The following is a 22,984-nucleotide window of genomic DNA, read 5'->3' as shown; positions in this document are numbered from 1 at the left end:
TAAACGGTGTTTTGGAATGCACGGTTCCGTGCGATAGCTGGGCGTTTCACTTGCCACATCCTGATGAAATCGCATTGAGCCAGTTTATAGCTCACCCAGAGGGAGCCCGTCATACGATGCTGGGTTCACCGTCTGATTCGTTGATCTGGCATAGCGTGTATGATGTATCCGATATGGCGCTTGTTGTGCGATACGAACTCATTCAGAAGTTGCTCAGTGAGAGTGAGCTGGATTCTCTTTTTTCGTCCTCTACCATTGGTAAACGTCGTGACATGGACATTAAAGAGCTGCGATTAATATCACGATTTTTCTATGAGCTTTTACAGCGCTGTGTCAGCGATGTAGAGGGTTTCAGTCGGGTGGCCTTCGATGAATGTGTGTCTGATGGGCTCGCGCAGTTGACGCAGCTAACCTTACGTTCAGCCTATGTTTCGCCGAAGATTATAAATCGCGAGAGGATTTTGACCCGGGCTTTGGATTACGTTCGGCAGAATTATCGAACCGAAATTACGGTGCGCGATCTAGTGGATTACGCGCACACAACCAGTCGGAATTTGCAGATTGTTTTTAAAAATCAGTTTGGAGTCTCTCCGCTCCAGTACTTAAGGCAGTACCGCCTGATCAAATTCCATAAGTACTTGGCTGAATTGGGCTCTGTAACGGAAGCAGCCAGTAGCAGTGGGCTGCGTCATATGGGGCGATTATCCGATCAGTACAGACTCTTATTTGGTGAGAAGCCTGGTGATTATGTAAGCCGCTTGCGAGAGTCGTCATTTTCCCCAGAAAATAGTTGTTGCTGTGGACATTGCTTGGTTTGATTGGGTGGTCGCGCCCTAGCTGTCCAAGTCTTCAACCACTATGCCTGTGTCGATGCGGCCCTGAAAGCAAGGGGTGCTTAGGCACAAAAAAGGCTTTTTGTTTTCGAGGTTTAGCTTTCGGATTATGTTGCTCATGGGGTGCTGGCTGTCACCGGTGCGCAACTTGAATGAGATAGGCACGTTAAGGGTAAACTTGCAGCGGGTAGGAAACAGAGTGCGGATAATTTTGTTGTCCAGAACCGAGAACATGGTGAAATCCATGGAGTCGATGCGAAAGAATGGCAGACTTTTGCTGCGGACTTGCAGGAACGTCTCGTTGCTTTCGGCGCAACGGGCGACAGCTTGAATGCTGGAGCCCTCTTGTCTGTAGCTTATGTGGCTCACGCTGTGAGGAAAGCCCCAGGCTAACTTGCCAACGCTGCTTAACCGAACGTTGTCGACCGGGCAGCTCAAAAAATGAAATCCCATATGGCGACGATCGGCTCGGCTGAACAGTTCCCGCCATGGGGAGGTGGGGCGGAAGCCTTGCTCCCGTTCTACCGAAACGGCCAAGCTGACAAAGCTGAAGGGGGCAACGCTGCAGGATGAGTAGTGTCCCATCACCAGGGCCAAAAACGTCTTCTTACCCAAGTTCATAGCAGGTCGCAATCCGGTACGCTGCAGCAACTCGTCTACCAATGGTTTATCCACCATGAACAGAAAGACGCTGTAATCGCCCTCTTTAAGCAAGATCGGGAGCTCGGCGGGGCCGCTGGGTGTTTCCAGTGTGTGTTGCGGTATTTGAAAGAAGGGGTCAATTTGCATCGTCGATTCAGCCAATCGACAGCGCGGTGGGGCGGAGTCTTCCTGAAAGCCAAAGAATGATGGTGGTAAACCCATCCCAGGGATTGCCATCACCCATCCCTTTTATGGCTTGATCAATGCGCGCGGACTCCAGCAGGCAGTGACGGAATATATTGCCGGATAATCGTTGTAGGGCGGATTGCAGGATCGGTTTGCGGTTTTCCCAGATGCGGTATTCTTGCATAACGCGGGGGGCGGCCATGCCGTTGCTGAGCAGCTGTGACATACCGGCCAGTGCGCGCAATTCTTTGCTGAAGGCCCACAGTAGCACAGTAGGTTCTGTACCGCCGGCCTTGAGTTGGTTCAGCATTTTTACTGCGTGGGCATCGTTACCCTTGAGTGCTTCGTCGACCAGGTCGTACAGGTTGTAGCGGGCATGATCGGCGACAGATTCTTCGATATCTTGTACGTCGAGAGGGCCCTTGCCGCGCAGTAACAGCAACTTTTCTACTTCCTGGGATGCGGCCAGCAAGTTGCCTTCGACCCGTTCTGCCAACAATTGTACAGCCTCCCGCGAGGGTTCCAGCCCGGCGCCGCGCATACGCTGGTGTATCCACTGAGGCAGTTGGTTAATATCAATGGGCCAGACTTGAATCAGCGCGCCGTTTTTTTCGATCTGCTGAAACCATTTTGTGGACTGGGTTTTTTTGTCCACTTTGGGAATGATGAGCAGTAGAACATTATCGGGGTTGGGGTTTTCACAATATTTCTGTAAGGTTTTTTTTGCGGCATCATCAAATTTAGGCTTATTGTGGCGCACTTCCAGAATTTTGCGATCGCCAAATAATGACATGCTGTTGCCCGCTTCCAACAGGTTGGACCAATCAAAACCGGCCTCTACCGGAAACAGTTCTCGCTCGGTAAAACCCTGCTGTCGGCAGGCCTTGCGTATGTGGTCTGCTGCCTCTTGCATAAGCAGGGTTTCATCGCCACTCAGGATGTAAACAGGTAACACCTGGCCTTTGGCGAAGTGCTCCTTGATTTGATTTGGGCGCAGCTTCACTGCTCAGCCTCATGGGTGGAGCGGCGGATAGCCAGCAGGATACGTTGGGCCAAATCCTGATCCATTTCTCGCTTCAGCAGGTTTTCTTCTTCTGCTTTTCCGACGGCGGCTGTCTCCCTGTACAAGTAGGAGCGACGAGCCTTGAAGGTGGTATCAGGAATGAGTATTTTGTCATCTTGCTTGAAGCGGAAACGGATCTCTTTCAGCAGTTCGTACTCAGCGCTTTTACCACGACTGGAGTAGGACGCGGTACGCTTATCGGGGCGTGAATATAGTATTTCCAGAACGTTGCCAGAGGTGGCTACTACTTCTGTACCGGTGTTTTTCAGTGCCTGTACGGTTATCTGGCGTAGGGCTTCATCGCCGCTGGAATTGACGACCCACACACTGCTATAGGATTTGGCAATGGAATTGGTGGAGCCACGCAGCTGGAAGCCACAGCCCTGCAGCGTAAGCAGCAGGGCCAGCAAGGCAGCGATGGGAGCGTGGCGTGGCAATAGCGTCATCATTTGGCGACGATGCTCACCAGTTTGCCGGGCACCACAATTACTTTGGCGATGCTTTTGCCTTCTATGAACTTTTGCACGTTCTCATTGGCGAGGGCTTTGGCTTCGATGCTGTCTTTGGCTTCGTCGACGCCCACATCAATCTTAGCGCGCACTTTACCGTTCACTTGAATCACCATTTCGATGGAATCCCGCACCAAGGCGCTTTCATCCACCGAGGGCCAAGCCGCATCAATCACGGGCTCGTTATGACCCAGCTTCTGCCATAAGGTATGACAGACGTGGGGCGTTATCGGTGCCAACATCAGCACGCAGGCTTCAACGGCCTCGTGCATGACGGCACGGCTCTGGTTGCCGTCGTCATCCAGTTTGGCCATATGGTTAGACAGTTCCATCACCGCTGCGATGGCGGTGTTGAACGTGAGGCGGCGATCGTAGTCGTCTTTCACCTTGGCGATGGTTTCGTGCAGCTTGCGACGCAGATCTTTCTGTTGATCGTTAAGGGCAGAGACGTCCAGTGCTGGAGCCGGGCCTGCTTCCAGATGGCTGATCACCATGCGCCAGATCTTGCGCAGGAATTTATTGCCGCCTTCGACGCCGCTGTCGGACCACTCCAATGATTGCTCTGGTGGTGCGGCGAACATCATAAACAGGCGTACGGTGTCAGCGCCGTGTTGATCAATGATCACCTGTGGGTCGATGCCGTTGTTTTTGGACTTGGACATCTTGCTCATGCCGTCGTGCAGGATGGGCTGGCCGTCGCTTTTTAGTACGAATTGTTTGTCAGCATTCAATTCCACTTCGGTGGGGCTGAACCAGTTTTTGCCGCCTTTCTCGTCTTCACGATAGAAGCAGTCCGCCAGTACCATGCCCTGGCACAGCAGGCGCTCGTAGGGCTCGTCGCAGTTCACCAAACCAAAATCGCGCATCAATTTATGGAAGAAGCGGGAATACAGCAGGTGCAGGATGGCGTGTTCGATGCCGCCGATGTATTGGTTCACCGGCAGCCAATAGTTGGCTTTTTCCGGATCCAGCATTTGGGTGTCGTCGTTGGGGCTGCAGTAGCGGGCGTAATACCAGGACGATTCCATAAAGGTGTCGAAGGTATCGGTTTCGCGCTCGGCGGCTTCACCGTTGTAGGAGGTTTTGCGCCATTCCGGATCGGCTTTGATGGGGGACTGTACGCCATCCATGACAACGTCCTCCGGCAGTTTCACCGGCAGTTGCTCGGGTGGAGTGGGCACGGCGCTGCCGTCGGCCAGATTGATCATCGGGATCGGGGTGCCCCAGTAGCGCTGACGGGATACACCCCAGTCGCGCAGGCGATAATTCACTTTGACGCGGCCTTTGCCTGCCTGCTGTAGATACTCTGCGATGGCTTTGAAGGCGTCCTCGGAGCTGAGGCCGTCGAACTGGCCGGAGTTGATCAGGGTGCCTTTCTCGGTGAAGGCGGCTTTGGCAATATCGTACGCTTCGCCATTGCGGGCTTCGATGACCTGCTGGATGGTAAGGTCATACTGCTTGGCAAATTCCCAGTCGCGCTGATCGTGGGCTGGCACGGCCATCACCGCGCCGGAGCCGTAATCCATCAATACGAAGTTGGCGATCCATACGGGCACTTGATTGCCGGTGATGGGGTGCTTGGCCATCAAACCGGTGAAGATGCCTTTCTTCTCCATGGTGGCCATGTCGGCTTCGGCCACTTTATTGTGGCTGCAGTCTTCAATAAAGGCGGCGATATCGGCATTGCCAGCGGCGGCCTGTTTGGCCAGGGGGTGCTGGGCGGCTACTGCAACGTAGCTCACACCCATCAAGGTGTCGGGGCGGGTGGTGTAGACTTCCAGCGGCTCACCGCCTTCGATCTCGAATTGCAGTTCCACACCCTCGGAGCGACCAATCCAGTTGCGCTGCATGGTCTTGACCTGTTCCGGCCAGTGTTCCAGCTTGTCCAGATCCGCCAGCAGCTCTTCGGCGTAGTCGGTGATTTTCACAAACCACTGGGGAATCTCTTTGCGCTCGACCAGGGCGCCGGAACGCCAACCGCGGCCGTCGATGACCTGTTCGTTGGCCAGTACGGTCTGATCCACCGGATCCCAGTTTACGGTAGCCATTTTTTTGTACACCAGGCCCTTTTCGTAGAGCTTGGTGAAGAACCACTGCTCCCAGCGGTAGTATTCCGGGCGGCAAGTGGCCAGCTCTCGTTTCCAGTCGTAACCGAAGCCCAGGCGCTTGAGCTGGCCTTTCATGTATTCTAGGTTTTCGTAGGTCCACTTGGCAGGCGCCACTTTGTTCTTGATGGCGGCGTTTTCCGCAGGCAGGCCAAAGGCATCCCAACCCATGGGCTGCATGACGTTTTTGCCCAGCATGCGCTGAAAGCGGCTGACTACATCACCAATGGTGTAGTTGCGCACATGCCCCATGTGCAGGCGGCCGCTGGGGTAGGGGAACATGGACAGGCAGTAGTAAGGCTCCTTGCCTTCCTGTTCGGTGACTTCAAAGCTCTTGTTCTGTTCCCAGTACTGCTGGGCTTCTGCCTCTATGGCCTGGGGATGGTACTGTTCTTCCATCGAATACGACTCTCGGGATGCTATAAATTCAAAGGGCAAAGGATACCGCACCGTGGCCAGAACATATAGAGGCTGTTGGTGTTGACGGCGGGCAGATTGGGTGAACCCTGGGCAGGGAGGGTGGGGAGCCGTATCCTGGCAGTGGATTCTGCTCCCCAGAGCCGCTTTTGCTCCTTTCTTTTCAATCAGCGTACGAATTGGGTTTGTTGTAGATCGAATTCCATTGGCCGCAATACTCAGGCAAATCACATGATGGACAGCCGACTCGTAATTGGTACAGAGCCTTCAACAATCGCGCGTATCATGAAGGTCTTCTTTGCGAAATCAATGAAGTAAAATATGTCTTTTTCAAGGCTGAGCATCCTGCATGTATCGTGACGATTCTGTGCCGGGTGATGCAGGTCAGCACCAGCGCCTATTGCGAGTCGTGAGGTCGAGGAGCTGAGGTTGTTGATAGTCTGGCCGCTACTGACCATCAGTCACGTGGCAGCGATTTCGATCCGGTTTTCGATAGAGCATCCAGAAATGCTTTCCAATTCATACAGCAACCGTAAGTAATAGAAAGCCCTTGCTGGATCGACGTGATAAGTTTTACCATCTCTCATATGCGCGCTGTGTATATCAGATGGCTCATCCCTCTTCTTGGCAGGAGAGAAAGGCGCAAATTACAGTGCACCTTAGCACAAACGTTTGACTAAACACCCCCATACTTGTTCGGCCCTGCGCCGGAGATGAACAGGAGGGCCTTGAGTTTGGTCAAGCTGAACCCATCGAGGAAGTGATATGAATATACGAATACCGGTATATACTATGCTGGTTTTGCTGTTAATGACGGTGCTATCTAACTATTCGGCAGCCCAAACCTCACCTATAAGCTCGAAAATTGAGTCCGTTGCAGAGGAAGCGTTTCTCTACGGGTTTCCAATGCTTGTGGGTTATAAGGTGCAATATGACTACTTTATTAACCCTGAATCTGGTCAGTTTAAAGCCCCTATTAACACCATAAACAATGAAGCTCGCGTGTTCACACCGCAAGACACTTCCATCAGCACGCCCAATAGCGATACCCCCTACTCAATGGCAATGCTGGATCTGCGCGCTGAGCCTATAGTGCTTTGCATGCCGGAAATTAAGGCTCCGCGCTATTACGATGTTCAACTGGTAGATCTGTACACCAACAACTATGGCTATATTGGAAGTCGCTCCACAGGCGATAAAGCTGGTTGTTATTTAATCTCTGGGCCAGATTGGCAAGGGGAAACACCAAAAGGGATCCGCAAAACTTTTTCAACTGAAACCCAATTTGCCTTGGCTGTATACAGAACCCAGCTATTCAACCCCGAGGATATGGAGAACGTTAAAGCGATTCAAGCAAAGTACAAGGTTTTACCCCTCTCTTCTTTCCTTAAACAACCGGCACCAGCACCCGCACCAGCCATAGACTGGCCGAAACCTTCGGCAGATATTTTTTCATCTGAATTCCCCAAATACCTTAGCTTTCTTTTGCAGTTTTGCCCACCGACCGGCACCGCCTCTGTTGAAGCGGAAATGCGCGAGCGTTTCGCTCAAATTGGCATAAACGGCGACCCAAAAGTAGCAGCTATACCATTGAGCCAAGAAATAATGCAAAAGATGGGTGCCGGTATTAAGGCCGGGTTGAGCAAGATAAAACACACCAGCGAAAATATTGGCTCGAATGTGAACGGATGGAATATTGGCTCTGCTGCCGGTAGTCGTGAATTTTATAATGGGAATTGGGCACTTCGTGCGGCAGCCGCGAAGCTTGGTATCTACGGCAACAGCGCTGAGGAGGCTGTATACCCTTTTACACGGCATGACAGTAATGGGGCTACTCTCGACGGCAGTAAACATAACTACCAAATAACCTTTAAAAAAGGCGAGTTGCCACCGGTTAATGCCTTTTGGTCTATTACCATGTATGACGGGGCCAGCCAACTACTTATCGATAACCCTGTCGACCGCTACTTAATTAATTCACCAATGTTAGAGTCGCTGATCAAGAATGGTGACGGCTCGATTACGCTTTACATCCAGAAAGATTCGCCGGGCAAAGCCAAGGAAGCAAACTGGCTTCCGGCACCAAACGGCCCCATGTTTCTGGTGATGCGTCTTTATTGGCCAAAGGATAAGGGGAATTCTGTCTACCCATTAGGAAAAGGTGCTTGGCAGCCGCCTGCCGTTACACCCACAGTCAATTTAAACGCCTTGGGCGTAAAACGTTTGGGCGACAAATCGGTAGAAAATATTGTTCGTACCGATCAGCGTTATGGCCATGATCCTATTTTCCAAGGGCCCCGTGGCTGGTCCTATTGGAATCATCTGGAATATCCTCGCGCCATACAAAACCCGAATCTCTGGCCCGACTCCCAATCCACTTATTTTATCGGCCGATTAGCCCTGCCGGCTGGCAGTACAATGACGTTGAACTACACCTTTCCTCATGCGCGTTATTTTCAGTTTGCCATGTACAAGAACAAAGGCGGATCATTTGTGTCGATTGGGGAATCCTTATCTGGCCCAAACATTGAACCGGATAAAGGTTCAATTAACCCGTTTCGAGTAGGTGCCAATAGATTGGCAGAAAACCGAGATTTTACGATGCGCATAGTGGCGAAAGACGCGCCTTCAAAAACTGCCAAGCGCGAACCCAATACCTTATATGTAGGCACGGATGGCGCAGAGTTGCAGTTTGTTAACCGTATTTATTTGCCCGACCAAGGTCGTGATGGTGCAGGTTGGGGGCCAGCAGGTAAACCATGGGGTGGACGTGGGTTACCTACCTACACCGGCACGCTCGCCGATGGTACTCAACTTAGCTCTGAGGAAGTGGTTAAAACATTTGGCAGAGCCATGACCGGCGCCACTGAGCAGCCCGTTTCTGCTCAGCAATGGCAATCATTAATTAAGGCCAAAGGCAATGATCCAGAGCTCGACTTTGCCAGTTCGCCCGCCCGCAAAATTCCACGCTGGGAAAAATATTGGAACTTGGGTTATTCAATCCTTGGATCTTTCAAAACTCCCGAGGAGCAAGCGAAGATAGCATATGCTGGCCCCATTGATGGCGGTGGCGATCCTGATACGCAATATTTATTCCTACAGCTGTCCCAAAAATTTGGCTCCGTTTACGTTATGCGCGGGAAAATGCCTACATTCCCCAATACCTATGCGGGCGCCGGTGGCCTTGGCCTTGAGGTCATGCCTGCCGCGCAAACACAATATTTTTCCCTGGTGAGTTGCGAGGCCATGCCGTCAGGCCAAATTGTTGATGGGTTGACAGACATGCAAATTCCGCTCGACAAAAATGGTTACTACACCATTGTGTACAGTAAAAAGGAAGATCGCCCTAGCAATGCCACCGCAGAAAACGGTGTCGCTTGGATTGAATGGAGCCCGCGCGGTGAAGGCATTAACGGGCCAGGTAATCGCACCGACTTCGGTATGCTCATGCTTCGCATCATGGCAACCAACCCAAGCTGGAAGGAAAGACCCGACAATATTACAAAGCCCGGCATGGAGGAATCTGTTATGGGTGCCTACTATCCCCGCGGCGAGTACACCAGCAAAGAGGCTTTTGAGGTTTCTGGTTTAAAACGTTAATTAGCTCTGCCGCTTAAATACTTAGAAATTGAACAATTCATATGGATCTAAAAATGAATAAGACTATAAAAATCCTTTTGCTGGTTATCATTGTTGTGTTGGTGTACATCGCGTACCGTTTAGGTTGGTCGGTGGCCGATCCATTAATTTCACGCCAAATAAACAATATACATTTAACGCCAAATCAAATAGCCGCTAACGGTCCATTGCCTGGTGAAGTTAGCCTGTATGCCAAAGAGTTGAGTTGCCAGCAAAATATTTCAACGCCCGGCTATTATTCTTCGCTTAACGGCGCTGAAATTTCTGATGCGCAGCGCAGCGGGCTTTTCCCTTGCGCCAGCTTTCTCGGTTCACATGATGGTAACAACACCGTATATGCATGGCGGAGTGTCGACGATTACCCCGGGATTTCGTACATCAATAATCGCAAACCTGGCGAGCTTTTCATTGTCGGTGGCGAATACCCTACTCTTGAAGACCCCAATATGGCAGGGCCATTTATTGCCAAAGCTGATGCCTCAACCGGTAAAGAAATTTGGCGCACCTACGTAGATAATTTAAACGCATCTAAGCGCTGGATCGGCAATGCCAATCTAAATATTCTCGAAAACGGGAAAATTGCTTTCGCTTGGTCAAACCAAATTATTCTTTTGGATACGGATTCTGGTCAAATCCTTAAGCACAATACACTGCCCACCGGCGACGCTCCAGCCAATGACGCGAACTTTAAACACATGACCGTTGCGCCCGATGGCACTCTCATTATGAAGGACCAAACGCGTCCAGCCGGTTGCACCCTGCAAGGCACAATGGCGATTATTAAATGTGCTGGCGAGCAAGGTATGACGCAACCAAATTCCATTTTAGTTGCAGTAGACCCAGATACACTAGAAATACTGGCTGAATTCTTGCTGCCCGAACCTGCGACAGCCCCCCACATTATTTCGATGTTTGAAGACAAGATCGCGATTTATGTGGGCATGGATAAAAGCGTCCGACGTTATTTCTGGGAACCAACAGCAAACAAATTCTCTGCCGATGAGAGTTGGGCGCTATACCCTATGCAAGAAGGTCAGACTACTGCCACTGCTCCGACCTTGGTGGGGGATTGGATAGCGGTGCAATTAAATGGTATCGGCAGCAGTACGATTGCATCCAGTATCGTAGTTGCGAATTTAAAAGACTCAGCGAAAAAGCAAATCGTATTCCCCTTTGGTGAGCTAAAGAAAGGCGAATGGAGTTTTGCACCACCAAAATGTGGTGCCGATCCTGAAAACAGTATGATTTATTCTGCCGATATGGGTGTGGGCAAAGTTGCTGGCGTGAAGCTAAACCAAGAAACCGGAGAGCTGGATGTCAGATTCGTGCTCGACAATGCCACAACAACCTTCCAGCCGGTCATTGGTCCAGCTGACAAGCGTATCTTGTTATTAACTAATATGGAAAAGAACGTTGCAAAAGAACCAATTAAGGCGGCACTTTTTACAGGCAACTACAAAGAGCAGCTCACCTGGCGAAATGCTGCCACGGGAGAAATTATCGCGGAATCCGATTTTTTTGAGCCTTTGACTATTAATTCACTGACACCGCCAGGTTTTGGCGGCAGATTCTATTTTCCAACGGCAGTTGGTAAAGGGTTTTATGTTTTACAGGTTGGCCCTGCGCGTACGAAATGATGCGGTCATATAAAACACATAAATCTAATACACAATAACTTTGCACCGAGAATGCTATGAAAATGCAAATCACAAAAGATGTGAAAATTATGTCTCGTCTCTTATCATCGGCTGGCTGCTTGATATCCCTTGCCATGCTGCCGCTTAACGCCCTGGCAGAGGCTTCCAGTAGTGATGGTTGGAAATACACGGTCTCCGCATACATGTGGGTGAGCGACATTGGTATCGAGTCTTCTGTCGGCGACAATATCGATATTGAATTTGACGACATCCTTGATAACTTAGATCTTGCCGGAATGTTTTCAGTGGGGGCGAGCAAGGGCAAATGGGGTGCGCTCGCGGATGTCATTTATTTAAGCATTAGCCATGATGAAGATCCGGTGGATATTGAAATCGAAAACTTTATTGTTAATGCGGCAGGGACTTATAACATCAGCCACTCTGAGCACTTCAATGTTGATTTGCTGGCGGGCGCACGTTACCTCTCAATGGAATTGACGCTGAATAATTTAAACAATTCTGGTACCGAGCAAGTGACCGATGGCGTAATTGGAGTAAAAGGCAATTATGTAATCAATCAAAGTTGGGCTATTCCCTTCAGTGTCGATGTGGGCACTGGCGACACTGAGAAAACCTATCATCTTTTTGCCGGTGCAGCTTATCGATTCGATTCATTCCACCTGGTTGGAGGCTATCGATATATGGCTTGGGAGTTTGGGGATGAGGATGTCGGCGGACTAGTCATGGATAAGCTCGTGATTAGTGGCCCGATGCTAGGAGCACATTTTTCGTTTTAATTTCAATTTCATTAACCAGTTGGCCTACGTTTTTTATTGAGATAATTATGAATTTGTTCCGTTGCCTATCAGCCGCTCACATAAGCACGCTATTTCTGGTGTTTGTGGTTTCGGCTTGCACAAGTACAAAACAGGAATCCGATCAATTAAATAGTAAAACCTACACCAGTATAAGTACCAGCACGGGTGTACCTGGTGGCGTTGCACAACAGGTAACCGTAATTACAGCAGTAGTGAAAGAAATTGATTACAATCAGCGTAAAGTTACGCTGGATGACAAACAGGGTAACTTAAAGACAATTCAAGTAGGCCCCGAGGCAGTTAACTTTGACCAAGTCCAGGTTGGTGATTTAGTTGCTTTAGAGGTTATCGAAGAGCTAGTTGTGTTTCTAAGTGAGCAAGCCCCCTCTGAGAAAAGTGCAGACGGCGGAATGATTGCAATGGCAGCAAAAGGCGAGAAGCCTTTGGTTTTAATGGGCGGCACTACTGATATTATTTCGACTGTAGTAGCAATTGACCTAGAAGCGCATTCCGTCACCTTGCGCTTTGAGGACGGCACCGAGCGCGTATTGGGTGTCCGAGCAGACGTTGAGTTAAATGACTCCCAAGTTGGAAAAACCGTGGTTATGCGTGCAACGGCTGCAATGGCGATAGCTGTTGAAAAGCCTGAATCTGAATAAAGAAAGAAAGGCATCTATTATTGCCGGGTTAAACTAGGATTGCTCCGGTTTTACCTGAGCTAATGCTGTGCCAGATATCTATTACTTATTGCAGGATCATTTCATTCTAAAAGGATAAATACGATGAAGACACATTTATTAATTGCTTTCAGTTTGCTTGTATTCGCAGGTTGCGCCAATATTGATTCAATCGAAGAGCAAAATTCAGGCTTTCTGGGTGATTATTCCAATATGAAGGTCGTTAAAATGAAGGATAAATCCAAAGCTAGGCGTTGGATAAATCCAGACATTAAGAAGGGTCAATATACGAAAGTAATTGTCCCGCAAATAACTTTCTTCCCTGCCCCTAGAACTAGCGACCAGGTACAGCTTGAGACTTTGAACAAAATTGCGGACTACCTGACGAAACAAATTCGAGCGGAGGTTAGCAAAAATTTTGAGCTAACCGATAAGGCCGGCCCAGACACAGTTCAGATTCAGGTCGCAATTACAGGTGTGGCGACACCTATGGAAGGCCTAAGTGCCTATGAAGTGACGCCTATGACTCTGGCTTTTGCAGGGGCGTCAGCTGCGGCAGGAGCACGTGATCGCCTGGCCGTTGTATATGTAGAGGCAATTGCTACTGATTCCTTAACGGGTGCTGAGCTGGCTAAAGGATTGCGCCAAGGTGTCGGCGAAAGCTTGCGCGACGATAAAGAGCAATTGGATGTGTCGAAAGTTCAAGCCATATTGGACGGTTGGGCTTCTGTGCTCGGTGAAATGGCTAACGAAACTCTGAATTAATTCTACTTCGACGCGACTTGTCGATTGTTTATTGATGTCAGCTCTCAACACCGCAGCCATTCAGCGGGAATTCGACGATATGGGTGGCACTGGCCACCCTGACAGCCCTGTACCCACATCGCCCATGGTGCCCTATATGGCAGGTTGGTGCGGGGGATAGGTTGGCGATATGGCGGTGATGTTTAAATGCTGGACATTTGCAGCGATATGACCGACTTTGGTTAAGGGTTTCAGTAGATACCTTATGGCAGGCTAATGGAATAAATCCATTTCTATGGATAGGCCTTGTGCGATTGCACGAAACATTACATCAGGGAGCCAATAATGGACGTCTTTAGGCTAAGTGTTATTTACCGTAAACCCTCATTCGCTACCGACAAGGTTGGGTTGTCGTTTTTTCTGTATGAAAACGATCACAATCATTGGCGTGACTCCTCTCAGGGTTCTCCTGTAGCTAAATCCCCCGGTGCTATTGAAATCTTCCCTGGTGGGATGACGTACGATATTCCCAGGCCGGATGTGCCGCTGGATCGGCTTTGGCTTGCAGCAAGCGGCACGATACTTCCTGCCGAGTTCCCCTCTGATACTTACTTGTACGTGGCCGAGCCGCCAGATACGCACGTCCCAGATGACGATGCTGTGAATTACGGCCCTCCTTGGATTGGGCTGTCCGAATTGGGGCATTCGAATGGTTTGATCGGGTCGTTGTATTTGATTCAAGGCCCGGATCAAGGCCCTGACGGTAACCGCGTTCGGCACTGGTTAGGCTGCTGGGCTTTGAATTTAATTGATGTTTCTGAATCGCGTCCGATGCCTCCTGGTGGATTTAAGGTATCACCGTAGGGTCGTTGTTTAAGGTAGTAAAGCTGGCAGGACGTTATGACTACGCAGGCCCTGTTAACGTTATGTTGCGTATTGGTAGCGCAGCATGATGCCAAAGGGTTTAGGTCAAGCGACCTTTCTCAGCGTGGTATTATTCAGCGCTAATAAAAGTATGATCTCCCGTGTATTTCACAGGAGATTAAATTATGAAAAAACTACTGATTGCTTCGATGCTGATGATGTCCGGATGTGCGACGGTGACAAAGGATCTGGCGCAAACACTGCGATATTCTGATGGAAAGGTTGTGGGTGTTAGTAATATCGATTTCAGAGAATTGCAGTCGAGAAAGCGAGGAGAAGCCTGTACTTGGAATTTGCTCTTCGTTGTGCCGATGTATGGTGACGGGTCAATTATATCGGCAGCGGATAATGGTGATATTAATAATGTGGAACTCATTGGGGAAACGGGGCTGTGGTATTTCCCAGTTAACAAGAATTGTACTGTAGTCTATGGAGATAGTGCCGAGTCGTAAGAGTGCCCCAGCAGAAATTCCTGTTGATCGGCGATCTCTTCTGGGGTTCATGGCTTATTCCGCCTGCGGTTTGTAAAACAGGCGACCGACGGTATTCAGCGCCCAGGGTGTGAGGCTGATTTTGATGGTGCGGTTGAACAGACGATCCGGCAGCAGGCGTCGGGCCAGTAAAAAGGCTTTGGCATCGCTGCCGGCGGCGTAGCGTAATTTGTTGCTGCCGTCGGTGGTGGCACGCCAGATTTCTTTGGCGATGTCGCGGCTGTCGGAGCCGGATGGGCCGATGGAATCCATGACATCGAATACTTTTTTTGTGTAGTCATCGTAAGCGCTGATGCCGGTGCCGTTGTCACGATCGCTGGAGCGGCCGAAGAAGTGGGTGTTGGTGGCGCCGGGTTCGATCAGCTTCACCTTGATGTTGAAGTTCTCCAATTCGTAGATCAGGGTTTCGGTGAATCCTTCCACGGCGAATTTACTGGCGTTGTAGATGCTGTACAGGGGCAGCGGAAAGCGCCCAACCATGCTGGCCACGTTCACCAGGGTGCCGCTATTGCGGCTGCGTAAATGGGGTAGAACCACCCGGCAGACTTCCATTAATCCGAACACGTTGGTTTCGAACTGTTGCTGTATCTGTTGGCTGTCCAGAGTTTCGAACGCGCCCATTAATGCGTAACCGGCGTTGTTCACCAGCACGTCGATATGGCCGAAGGTTTCGATGGTGGTTTGCACCGCGCTTTCGATGGATTTGATGTCGTTCACGTCCAGGCGCAGGCAGATGACGTTTTCCAATTGGTTCAGTTCCTGTTCGTCGGCAGGCGTGCGCATGGTGGCGGCCACGCTCCAGCCGTTCTCCTGAAACAGTTTGGCGGTGTCACGGCCGATACCGGAGGAACAACCGGTGATGAGCACGGTTTTAGCGGTGTTGTTCATGTTGAATTCCTTACTGCTTGGGGTTTCAGTGTTTTATTCGGGTCAAGATTTTATTCGGGTCAGTGTGACGGGCAGACCGTCCGCCGGGTTGGGTAGTGTGGTGAAGTTGACCGGCATGGTGTAGCGCGCGGGCACTTCCCAGCGGTAGTTCAACAGCACCTGATGCATGATGGTTTTGATCTGCAACTCGGCAAAATGCAGGCCAATACACTTGTGGGCGCCGCCACCGAAGGGAACATACTGATATGGGTGTTGCAGCTTGTCGGCTTCACTGCCAAAGCGCTCTGGATCGAAGTGTTCCGGGTTGGGCCAATGCTGTTCCATATGGTGGGTCACATAGGGGCTGACAATGATAAAGGTGTCGGCCGGGATGGTGACGCCATTGAACTCCACTGGTTTTACGGTGCGGCGGGGAATGCCATGCACTGGTGGCATCAGACGCAGGGCTTCTTTCATCACTTGTTCAATACCGGTGAGCTGATCCAGATCTTCGTAGCTGACAGCGGGTTTGTTCAGGCTCTGTGATTCGGTGCGCAGGCGCTGTTGCCACTGGGGATGCTTGGCCAGATAGTAGAACATGGCGCTAATGGTGAGGGTGGAGGTGTCGTGGGCCGCCATCATCAGGAAGATCATGTGATTCACCACGTCTTCATCGGTAAAGCGCTGGCCGTTTTCATCTTCTGCCAGACACAATTGGCTGAACAGGTCTGGCCCCGGGTTATGGCGTCTTTCTGCGATCCGTGAGCCGAAAAACGCTGCCAGTGTTTTGCGGGCTTTCAAGCCTCGACTCCAGCGGCCACCGGGTACGGGGTAGCGAATCAGCGCAGTGCCTGCCAGTACGCAGTCCACAAAGGCCTGGTTGATCTTGTCTGTTTCTGGCCCAAGGTGTTCCCCCATGAATACTTCAGTGGCGATGTTTAAGGTCATCTGTTTGACGCTGGACAGCACCATGAATTTTTGTTGACTGCGTTGTTGCGACCACTGCCTCATGCTGTATTCGATCACCGGGTTCATGCGATCCACGTATTGCATCAGTGCCTGCTTTTTAAAGGCTGCCTGCATGATGCCGCGGTGAAAACGGTGTTCATCGAAATCCAACAGCATGATGCCGCGCTTGAAAAACTGGCCGATGAAAAAGTCCCAGCCTTTGGAATTGGAAAAGGCTTTTTCCCGATCCAGCAGCACCAGTTTGTTGGCCTCGGGGCCTACTAAAACCACTGCGGTCATGCCGAAAATGGAAAGCCAGAACACCGGGCCATGCTTGCGTTCAAAACGCAGGGCGGTTTCTACCGGCCGATATAAGAAGTCCAGGCTGTGACCCAGCAGGGGCAGGCCTTTTTCTCCCGGTAAGGTTTGTTTCAGGCGTTGTCCGGCCCGGTGAGTAGCTACGAGATCCATTATCATTGTTGTTGTCTCCACGATCAGATATGCGCGGGATGATCCGTATCCGGTTTAATGATGGCGTGTTCCTGCTCGCCAAACATGGAGGCCAGCATGGCCAGTTGAGCCTTGCGGCCCCGTTGTTGTTGCCTGTCACGCAGGCCCGGTATGAAATGTTCAGCGGTATAGGCCAGTGCACGGGGCCCGTTGGAGGCCAGCGGATACCAAGGCAGGCCCAGATCCTCGAAGCCAAGCTCGGCCATTTTTTTCCGACCGAGGAAATACTGGCTCATGCCCAGATGCTGGTGATAAGACAGTTTGCGTTGGGCGCTTTGGAAGCGATCGAAGCTGCGTTCCAGCGGTTCCCGAGCCAGGGCCTGGGCCAGTTCCCGGCTGGTGGCGTCCGGTTTGCTCTGAGTCATGTAGGTGTGATTGAGCAGCACGAAGCCTTCGGTTTCCGATTGCACCAGCCACTTCTCTTCCACGCCCATTAACCAGCAGGCGTAAGACCACAGGTGAATGACGGCTTTGGATTCCCGCGGCAGCACGGGAATGCCCAGTTTGCGCAGCCCCACCAGCATCACCACACTGAAGCCCAAATAGGTGGCCACCATGTCGATCTGGCTGAGGGGGAGGCCCCAATGGCTGTGATCCCAGTCTTTGTGCTTGTCGAGGCCGCGCCGTACCAAGGCGTGCACCATGCGCACCTGCAGGGTGGTTTTGTAGCCGGGGCCGAAGGGGCGCATGCCCTGGTGTTCGGTGCAGTCGATCCACCATTTGCCGGTTTCGGCGATGCGCTGGGCGGTGCCTTTGTTGAGGGCACCGGTCATCACCAGGGACTGGTTGAAACCCGACAGCATATAGCCGCCCATGAGCGCCAGATCCCGCAACACGTAACCGGCGGTGATGCCGAGGCCGTGAATGAAACTGACCCCTTCTTCCACCAGTTCGAAATCGATCCAGCCGGGCGGGTTTTGCAGGGTGTTAATGAACGCCTGAATGGCTGCAGGGCTGTTCTCCAGACCTTGATCACCGTTCTGGAAGGCCCATTGCACCTGGGCTCTGCGTTCTTTGGTGTCCGCCTCGAACATCCAGGCCACCAGAGCATCCATGGCCTTGTCCCCATCCCACAGGGCACTGTTGACCGCGTTGTATTCGTCGCGGGTGGGAGCCAGTTCCCGACCCAGGATGGCTTTCAGCCAGGGGGGCGTGGCAACTTGGGATTTCTCAAAGGGCCGGGCACGGCCGGGAATGATGGTTTCAGCGTGATTCATTGGGTGACTCCCACAGGGTCTTTTTATCAGCTTCTTGATGAATCAACAGAATAATGCGAATATTTATTCGCGTTCAATTCGCTTTTTGGAGTTTTGTCAATTAGCATGCGTAAAAAGCCCCAGCAGAAACGCTCCCGCCAGATGGTGGACGCCTTGATTGAGGCCACGGCCAAAACCGTTATTGAACGAGGGGTGGACGGCATCACCACCCACCACATCGCCGAACTGGCGGGGGTGAGCGTAGGCTCCCTGTACCAGTACTTTGACGACAAGGACGCGTTGGTGGAGGCGTTAGTGGACAAGCTGGCCAACGAAATTTCCCAGGCCCTGCACCGATTGCCCATGAGTGAAAGTGGGGATTTGCGCACCAATGTGGGGTTGATTATCCAGTTTGGCTTTGCCTTGTTGAATTCCCGTGATGGTCTGTATCTGGAGTTGGTGCGCAACTGGCACAGCCTGCCCACGGATCGCGTCATGAACATTCTGCAGCAGAGTTTTATGGATCTATCGCGGGTCTATTTTCTGAAACACTATCAACACAATCCCATACAGGATCTGCACGTGCGCATTTTTATCATTGCCAACAGCGTGATGTTTACCATGGTACGTTACATCGGCCAGCCTCAGATCATGATGTCCCAGGAGGAAATTACGCAGGGTCTGACCGATATGGTGATGGGGTATCTGGGCTCACCAGGGAAACAGTAGCGGCACCATAAAATAGGTCACGGCATACACCACGATCACCAGTACAGAGCCCTGTTTTGCATAGTCGGACAGGCGATAGTGACCTGGCTCCACCACCAGGGTCATGATAGGGGATGCGATTGGCGTCAGGAATGCGGAGGATGCGGCAAACAACACGGCGATGGCCAATGGATACGGGGACACGCCAATGGCTTGGGCGACGCCGATGGCGATGGGGGCCATCAGCACCGCTGAGGTGGTGTTGGAGAGAATGTTGGTGAGCAGAACGGTGACGAAAAATAATACCGTGAGCAGCGTGCCGGGATCGGCGCCGCCGGATAATTGCAACAGTGATTGCACGATCATGTCGGTACCGCCGGTTTTTTGCAGAGCGTCCGCCAGGGGCAGCATGCCCGCCAGCAATACCAGACTGCTCCAGTGGATGGCGCGGTAAGCGTCCGTCGCCGACAGGCAGCGAGTGACGACACTGGCCATGGCGGCGATCAATACCGTGGCCACCAGTGGAATCCAGTTGAACAGGGAAACTACCACCATGGCTGCGGTAATGAGCAACGCGACGGGCATGCGACGGTAGGAAGGCACCACTTCGTCCGCTTCCACAGGGGATTCCAGTAATACGAAATCGTGATTCTGCGCCTGCAGTTGCTTGATGCGAGACCAGGGGCCCACCACCAGCAGACTATCGGAGGCATTCAGTGTTTCCTGTTCGAAGGTGGTCACCGCCGTCTGATTGCGTCGCAACCCCATGACATCCACCCCGTATTGATCGCGAAATCGGGTTTCGATCAGGGTGTGTCCGATCAGGCGGGAGCGGGGATGTATCAAAACGCTGACGGTACCCAGTTCCCAAAACATATTCTGCTCATCCTGGGGGCTCAGGGTATGGGTATGAAGTTGCTTGTCGCTCTGCATGCGCTGGAGCGAGTCCTCATGGCCAACGGCCACCAGGATGTCGTTGGGGTGCAGTGTGAAATCGGCGGCAGGGCCGGGAAAGTGTTCAGCCCCGCGGCGCTGGGGGCGCAAGACTTCGAGAATCCGAACACCGTAGTCCTGATTCAAGCGGCAGTCTCCAATGCGTTGATGAGCCAGTGGGGAGGCGGGCGATACACGCAAAGATATCGTATTCCGATCCACCCGGTAATCTTCCCACAGGGCCTGTGCTGAGCGACCGTAGCGCGGTTTCTGATCGGGATCAGAATGGGTGGGCAGCCAGCGGCGCCCCAGGGTAATGACGTACACAATGGTCAGCACCAGCACCACCAGACCGATGGCACTGAAACTGAAAAACCCCAGCGGCGTATAACCGTTTGCCTGCAATTCTGCACTGATCACCAGGTTGGGCGGGGTGGCGATCAGTGTCAGCATGCCGCTTACCAGGGCGGCGTAAGACATGGGCAGGAGCAGTTTGGATGGGCTGAGGCTGCTCTTGGCGGCAATGCGCAGAATGATGGGAATAAAGATAGCCACGACTGCGGTGGAACTCATGACGGCACTGAGAACCGCGCTGCTCAGCATGATCAAAATCAACAGGCGGGTTTCATTGCCGCCCCCTTTTTGCAGAATCCAATCGCCCACCATACGGGCCACGCCGGTGCGGTCCAGGGTGTCACCAATGATCAGCAGCCCCGCGATCAGAATGACCACGGAATTGCCGAACCCACCTAACGCTTCGGAGACGGTGAGGATTCCGCTGAGCATCAACGCCAGCACCACCAGCAGCGCAATCATGTCGTATCGGACGCGGTTGGAGGCCATCATCAACGTGGCGGCGGCAACCACTCCGAAGACAAATTCTGCGTGCAAGGATTCAGGCAGCGTGAGCATAAGTTTCCGTAACGGGGTTGTGAGGGCGAGCCCTCACTATACGCATTTTTACGCCGGGGTTCGAGATGGGATCAGTGTGGTGAAATCACCACCGCGATACCGGTCATGTGCGCCTGATTGCTGAGTTTTTCAAAGCTGCCGGGGCCGGTGGGCAGCAGGGCATTGACGTTGGTGCCGGGAAACTGCTGCGCTACGCGTAAGCCGTGGCTGCGCTGATTGCCCCAGCCGTGGGTCATGGCCACGGTGCCGGGTCGCAGGCGTTCGTCGATTTTTACCGCAGCGTGAATGCGTCCCCACTGGTTGTGCACGCTGACGGTTTGCCCGTTCTGTAATCCCCGCTGCTCGGCATCCTCGGGCGCAATGTGCAGGGGGTTTTCCTGCTGGTTGTCCCGTTTCAGTTCTGCCATGTTGTGATACCAGCTGTTCTGCATGTAGTTGGTGCGCAGGCTGATCAGCTTGAGTTGATCGGCTGGTTCCGATTGCAGTTCGGCAAACAGTCGGTGGGCCTGCTGGATGGCGTCTGCAAACAGGGGCGGGCAGCAATCCACACGCTTGTCGTCGGTTTGCAGCCAGTCGCGGTAGAAGCGACCGGTGGGAATGGGGGGCAGGGTGGCGGTGTGGCAGGGTGCCGCCTTTAGTTGTTCGATATCCAGTTCGGCGTAGCGCAGCATTTTGTTGAGGCGGCCGAAGGGATCGGGGATGTTGTCGTGATCCTGTGCCTCATCAAACAGGGAATGATAGCCCAGCGCCTGCTCCAGTTTGGCCAGTATCCACCACTCCGGCTTGCGCTCGGCGGCGGCGGGCACCACTGCGTCGGTGTATTGCACGTAGGGCTCGTATTGCATGCCCAGGCCACAGATGTTGATGTCGGCACGTTCCAGCATGTCGGTGCAGGGCAGCAGGTAGTCGGCGTATTCGCCGCTGGCGTTGCGCACCAGATCCAGCACGATGATCAATTCCAGTTGTTCAAAGGCTTTGCGAATCTGTGCCTCGCCGCCCATGGACAATACCGGGTTGCCGGCGATGATGATCAGGGCTTTGATGGGCTGGCTGTCGTTCAGAATCATATCCGGCAGCAGGTTGCCGGGCAGGGCACCGCGAATGGTGCGCAGTTCGCCGTGCTCGCTGTTGAAGAACACGGCTTCCTTGTTGAGGTTTTTCAGGGCACCGGCTTTGGCGGCGGGGTAGAAACCCAGTGAATAGAAGTTGCCGCCGGGCTGGTCCAAATTACCCGTAACAAAGCTCAGCATCTGCAACAGCCAGTAGCACAGGGTGCCCTGGCGGCCCATGTTGACCCCGGTGGACATGTGCACGCAGGCGGATTCGGCGTTGGCAAATTCCAGCGCCGTTTTGCGAATGGTGGCAGCGTCGATACCGGTGACCTCAGCCACCGCTTCTGCGCTATAGGGCGCAATAAAGTCGCGCAGTTCGGCGATGTGTTTGCCGTGCTCTGCAATGATCTCTTCATCAAACCCATTCCCTTGGTCGATTTCATGGAGCAGGGCGGCCATCAGGTACAGATCGGTATCGGGTTTGATCTGCAGCACCTCGCCGGTGGCGGGGGTGGCGGATTCGATGCGGCGGGGATTGATGAATTTAACCGTGGCACCGTTTTTAACCGCGTGCTTGATCTGGGCCATGGGGTTGGCCATGGACACAAACGACATGTGGGAGACTTTCGGGTTCTCGCCAAAGATCAGGGCGTAGCGGGTGTGGGCCAGATCGGGAATGGGGTGCAGGGTGCTGGTGCCGAACACGGCCTCGGCCCCGGCGAATTTATTACTGCAATCCTGGGTGCCGGAGTTGAACAGGCGGCGGGTGCCCAGCTGGGTGAAGAAGGACATCATGGCCTGGCTGCCCAGGGCGTTAAAGGCGGTGGGGTTGCCCACGTAAGCGGCGACGGCGTTGTGGCCGTAGCGTTCCTGAATGGCTTTTATTTTTGCGGCGATGTCGCTGGCGGCCTGATCCCAGCTTTGGGGCCGGAACTGCCCGGCTTCCGTTTTTGGGTTGATGCGTACCAAGGGCACGTTCAGTCGATCCGGATCCTGATGGATGGCCTGAAAGTTGATGCCCTTGTGGCAGGCGAACCCTTTGGTGACCGGGTGCGCTTTGTCCGGGGCCAGTTTGATCAGGGTGTTGTCGTCCACTTCGGCGATCAGTGCGCAGGAGGGCTCGCAGACCCGGCAGAAAGTGTGCTTTATGGTTGTCATGGTGTCGCTCGTATT

At 52.6% G+C, this 22,984-nt stretch carries 18 protein-coding genes; 9 read left to right on the top strand and 9 right to left on the bottom strand.

Translation table 11 applies throughout. The features are described from left to right. Positions 1–50 precede the first annotated feature (50 nt). A complete protein-coding gene (locus Kalk_RS06760; RefSeq protein WP_158643347.1) occupies positions 51–818 on the top strand; it encodes a helix-turn-helix domain-containing protein in 768 nt (255 codons plus the stop codon). A 15-nt stretch (positions 819–833) separates the two neighbouring features. Here Kalk_RS06760 and Kalk_RS06755 read toward each other — a convergent pair whose 3' ends face one another. Genes Kalk_RS06755 through leuS form a run of 4 tightly spaced genes read right to left on the bottom strand, consistent with a single transcriptional unit; the run spans position 834 to position 5,737 of the window. After that, positions 834–1,622, bottom strand: coding sequence for a hypothetical protein (locus tag Kalk_RS06755; protein WP_101893464.1), 789 nt, complete (start codon positions 1,620–1,622; stop codon positions 834–836). Between the two features lie 7 nt (positions 1,623–1,629). Then, entirely contained in the window at positions 1,630–2,664 is a 1,035-nt protein-coding gene (gene holA, locus Kalk_RS06750; protein ID WP_101893463.1) for a DNA polymerase III subunit delta, read from the bottom strand. Then, complete coding sequence (locus Kalk_RS06745) at positions 2,661–3,173, bottom strand: LPS-assembly lipoprotein LptE (RefSeq protein ID WP_101893462.1); 513 nt, start codon at positions 3,171–3,173, stop codon at positions 2,661–2,663. The genes holA and Kalk_RS06745 overlap by 4 nt, the downstream gene beginning before the upstream one ends. After that, on the bottom strand, positions 3,170–5,737 hold the full coding sequence (gene leuS, locus Kalk_RS06740) for a leucine--tRNA ligase (protein ID WP_101893461.1): 2,568 nt from the start codon (positions 5,735–5,737) through the stop codon (positions 3,170–3,172). Before leuS ends, Kalk_RS06745 begins: the two co-directional genes overlap by 4 nt. A gap of 783 nt (positions 5,738–6,520) precedes the next feature. Between leuS and Kalk_RS06730 the strand changes: the two genes are divergently transcribed. The 7 genes from Kalk_RS06730 (at position 6,521) to Kalk_RS06700 (ending at position 14,646) form a co-directional block, all read left to right on the top strand. After that, the gene (locus Kalk_RS06730) at positions 6,521–9,355 is read left to right on the top strand and encodes a DUF1254 domain-containing protein (RefSeq protein ID WP_101893459.1); all 2,835 of its coding nucleotides are present in this window, start codon (positions 6,521–6,523) and stop codon (positions 9,353–9,355) included. A gap of 53 nt (positions 9,356–9,408) precedes the next feature. Further along, positions 9,409–11,031, top strand: a complete 1,623-nt coding sequence (locus Kalk_RS06725) for a hypothetical protein (protein WP_101893458.1) — start codon at positions 9,409–9,411, stop codon at positions 11,029–11,031. A 56-nt stretch (positions 11,032–11,087) separates the two neighbouring features. Next, entirely contained in the window at positions 11,088–11,828 is a 741-nt protein-coding gene (locus tag Kalk_RS06720) for a porin family protein (RefSeq protein WP_158643346.1), read from the top strand. Between the two features lie 47 nt (positions 11,829–11,875). Then, positions 11,876–12,508 carry a hypothetical protein gene (locus tag Kalk_RS06715; RefSeq protein ID WP_101893456.1) on the top strand — a complete coding sequence of 211 codons (633 nt, stop codon included), beginning with the start codon at positions 11,876–11,878 and terminating at the stop codon, positions 12,506–12,508. 123 nt (positions 12,509–12,631) lie between these two features. Then, positions 12,632–13,291 carry a DUF3313 domain-containing protein gene (locus Kalk_RS06710; RefSeq protein WP_101893455.1) on the top strand — a complete coding sequence of 220 codons (660 nt, stop codon included), beginning with the start codon at positions 12,632–12,634 and terminating at the stop codon, positions 13,289–13,291. Between the two features lie 324 nt (positions 13,292–13,615). Next, positions 13,616–14,134 carry a hypothetical protein gene (locus Kalk_RS06705; protein ID WP_101893454.1) on the top strand — a complete coding sequence of 173 codons (519 nt, stop codon included), beginning with the start codon at positions 13,616–13,618 and terminating at the stop codon, positions 14,132–14,134. 185 nt (positions 14,135–14,319) lie between these two features. Beyond that, the gene (locus Kalk_RS06700) at positions 14,320–14,646 is read left to right on the top strand and encodes a TRL domain-containing protein (RefSeq protein ID WP_101893453.1); all 327 of its coding nucleotides are present in this window, start codon (positions 14,320–14,322) and stop codon (positions 14,644–14,646) included. A gap of 54 nt (positions 14,647–14,700) precedes the next feature. On the opposite strand, the gene Kalk_RS06695 is transcribed toward Kalk_RS06700, so the two are convergent. The 3 genes from Kalk_RS06695 to Kalk_RS06685 are packed head-to-tail and all read right to left on the bottom strand — an operon-like array spanning position 14,701 to position 18,227. Continuing rightward, positions 14,701–15,573, bottom strand: a complete 873-nt coding sequence (locus Kalk_RS06695) for an SDR family oxidoreductase (RefSeq protein WP_101893452.1) — start codon at positions 15,571–15,573, stop codon at positions 14,701–14,703. A gap of 42 nt (positions 15,574–15,615) precedes the next feature. Next, entirely contained in the window at positions 15,616–16,977 is a 1,362-nt protein-coding gene (locus Kalk_RS06690; protein WP_233716838.1) for a cytochrome P450, read from the bottom strand. A gap of 17 nt (positions 16,978–16,994) precedes the next feature. Beyond that, on the bottom strand, positions 16,995–18,227 hold the full coding sequence (locus Kalk_RS06685; RefSeq protein ID WP_101893451.1) for an oxygenase MpaB family protein: 1,233 nt from the start codon (positions 18,225–18,227) through the stop codon (positions 16,995–16,997). Positions 18,228–18,332: 105 nt separating this feature from the next. Between Kalk_RS06685 and Kalk_RS06680 the strand changes: the two genes are divergently transcribed. Next, positions 18,333–18,935, top strand: a complete 603-nt coding sequence (locus tag Kalk_RS06680; RefSeq protein WP_101893450.1) for a TetR/AcrR family transcriptional regulator — start codon at positions 18,333–18,335, stop codon at positions 18,933–18,935. On the opposite strand, the gene Kalk_RS06675 is transcribed toward Kalk_RS06680, so the two are convergent. Both Kalk_RS06675 and Kalk_RS06670 read right to left on the bottom strand, forming a co-directional pair. Next, positions 18,918–20,759 (bottom strand): SLC13 family permease, encoded by a 1,842-nt coding sequence (locus tag Kalk_RS06675; protein ID WP_101893449.1) that lies wholly within the window; start codon positions 20,757–20,759, stop codon positions 18,918–18,920. The genes Kalk_RS06680 and Kalk_RS06675 overlap by 18 nt on opposite strands. Positions 20,760–20,830: 71 nt before the next feature. Then, the gene (locus tag Kalk_RS06670) at positions 20,831–22,969 is read right to left on the bottom strand and encodes a molybdopterin-containing oxidoreductase family protein (RefSeq protein ID WP_101893448.1); all 2,139 of its coding nucleotides are present in this window, start codon (positions 22,967–22,969) and stop codon (positions 20,831–20,833) included. Positions 22,970–22,984 lie beyond the last annotated feature (15 nt).

The organism is Ketobacter alkanivorans (genome assembly GCF_002863865.1).
GTDB lineage: Bacteria > Pseudomonadota > Gammaproteobacteria > Pseudomonadales > Ketobacteraceae > Ketobacter > Ketobacter alkanivorans.
This window is presented reverse-complemented; position numbering and strand designations above follow the sequence as displayed.

Coding starts and splice junctions, on each gene's coding strand:
- Kalk_RS06755 (WP_101893464.1), bottom strand. CDS start 1,622: ATGCAAATTGACCCCTTCTTTCAAATACCGCAACACACACTGGAAACA.
- Kalk_RS06745 (WP_101893462.1), bottom strand. CDS start 3,173: ATGATGACGCTATTGCCACGCCACGCTCCCATCGCTGCCTTGCTGGCC.
- leuS (WP_101893461.1), bottom strand. CDS start 5,737: ATGGAAGAACAGTACCATCCCCAGGCCATAGAGGCAGAAGCCCAGCAG.
- Kalk_RS06730 (WP_101893459.1), top strand. CDS start 6,521: ATGAATATACGAATACCGGTATATACTATGCTGGTTTTGCTGTTAATG.
- Kalk_RS06725 (WP_101893458.1), top strand. CDS start 9,409: ATGAATAAGACTATAAAAATCCTTTTGCTGGTTATCATTGTTGTGTTG.
- Kalk_RS06720 (WP_158643346.1), top strand. CDS start 11,088: ATGAAAATGCAAATCACAAAAGATGTGAAAATTATGTCTCGTCTCTTA.
- Kalk_RS06715 (WP_101893456.1), top strand. CDS start 11,876: ATGAATTTGTTCCGTTGCCTATCAGCCGCTCACATAAGCACGCTATTT.
- Kalk_RS06710 (WP_101893455.1), top strand. CDS start 12,632: ATGAAGACACATTTATTAATTGCTTTCAGTTTGCTTGTATTCGCAGGT.
- Kalk_RS06705 (WP_101893454.1), top strand. CDS start 13,616: ATGGACGTCTTTAGGCTAAGTGTTATTTACCGTAAACCCTCATTCGCT.
- Kalk_RS06700 (WP_101893453.1), top strand. CDS start 14,320: ATGAAAAAACTACTGATTGCTTCGATGCTGATGATGTCCGGATGTGCG.
- Kalk_RS06695 (WP_101893452.1), bottom strand. CDS start 15,573: ATGAACAACACCGCTAAAACCGTGCTCATCACCGGTTGTTCCTCCGGT.
- Kalk_RS06690 (WP_233716838.1), bottom strand. CDS start 16,977: ATGATAATGGATCTCGTAGCTACTCACCGGGCCGGACAACGCCTGAAA.
- Kalk_RS06685 (WP_101893451.1), bottom strand. CDS start 18,227: ATGAATCACGCTGAAACCATCATTCCCGGCCGTGCCCGGCCCTTTGAG.
- Kalk_RS06680 (WP_101893450.1), top strand. CDS start 18,333: ATGCGTAAAAAGCCCCAGCAGAAACGCTCCCGCCAGATGGTGGACGCC.
- Kalk_RS06675 (WP_101893449.1), bottom strand. CDS start 20,759: ATGCTCACGCTGCCTGAATCCTTGCACGCAGAATTTGTCTTCGGAGTG.
- Kalk_RS06670 (WP_101893448.1), bottom strand. CDS start 22,969: ATGACAACCATAAAGCACACTTTCTGCCGGGTCTGCGAGCCCTCCTGC.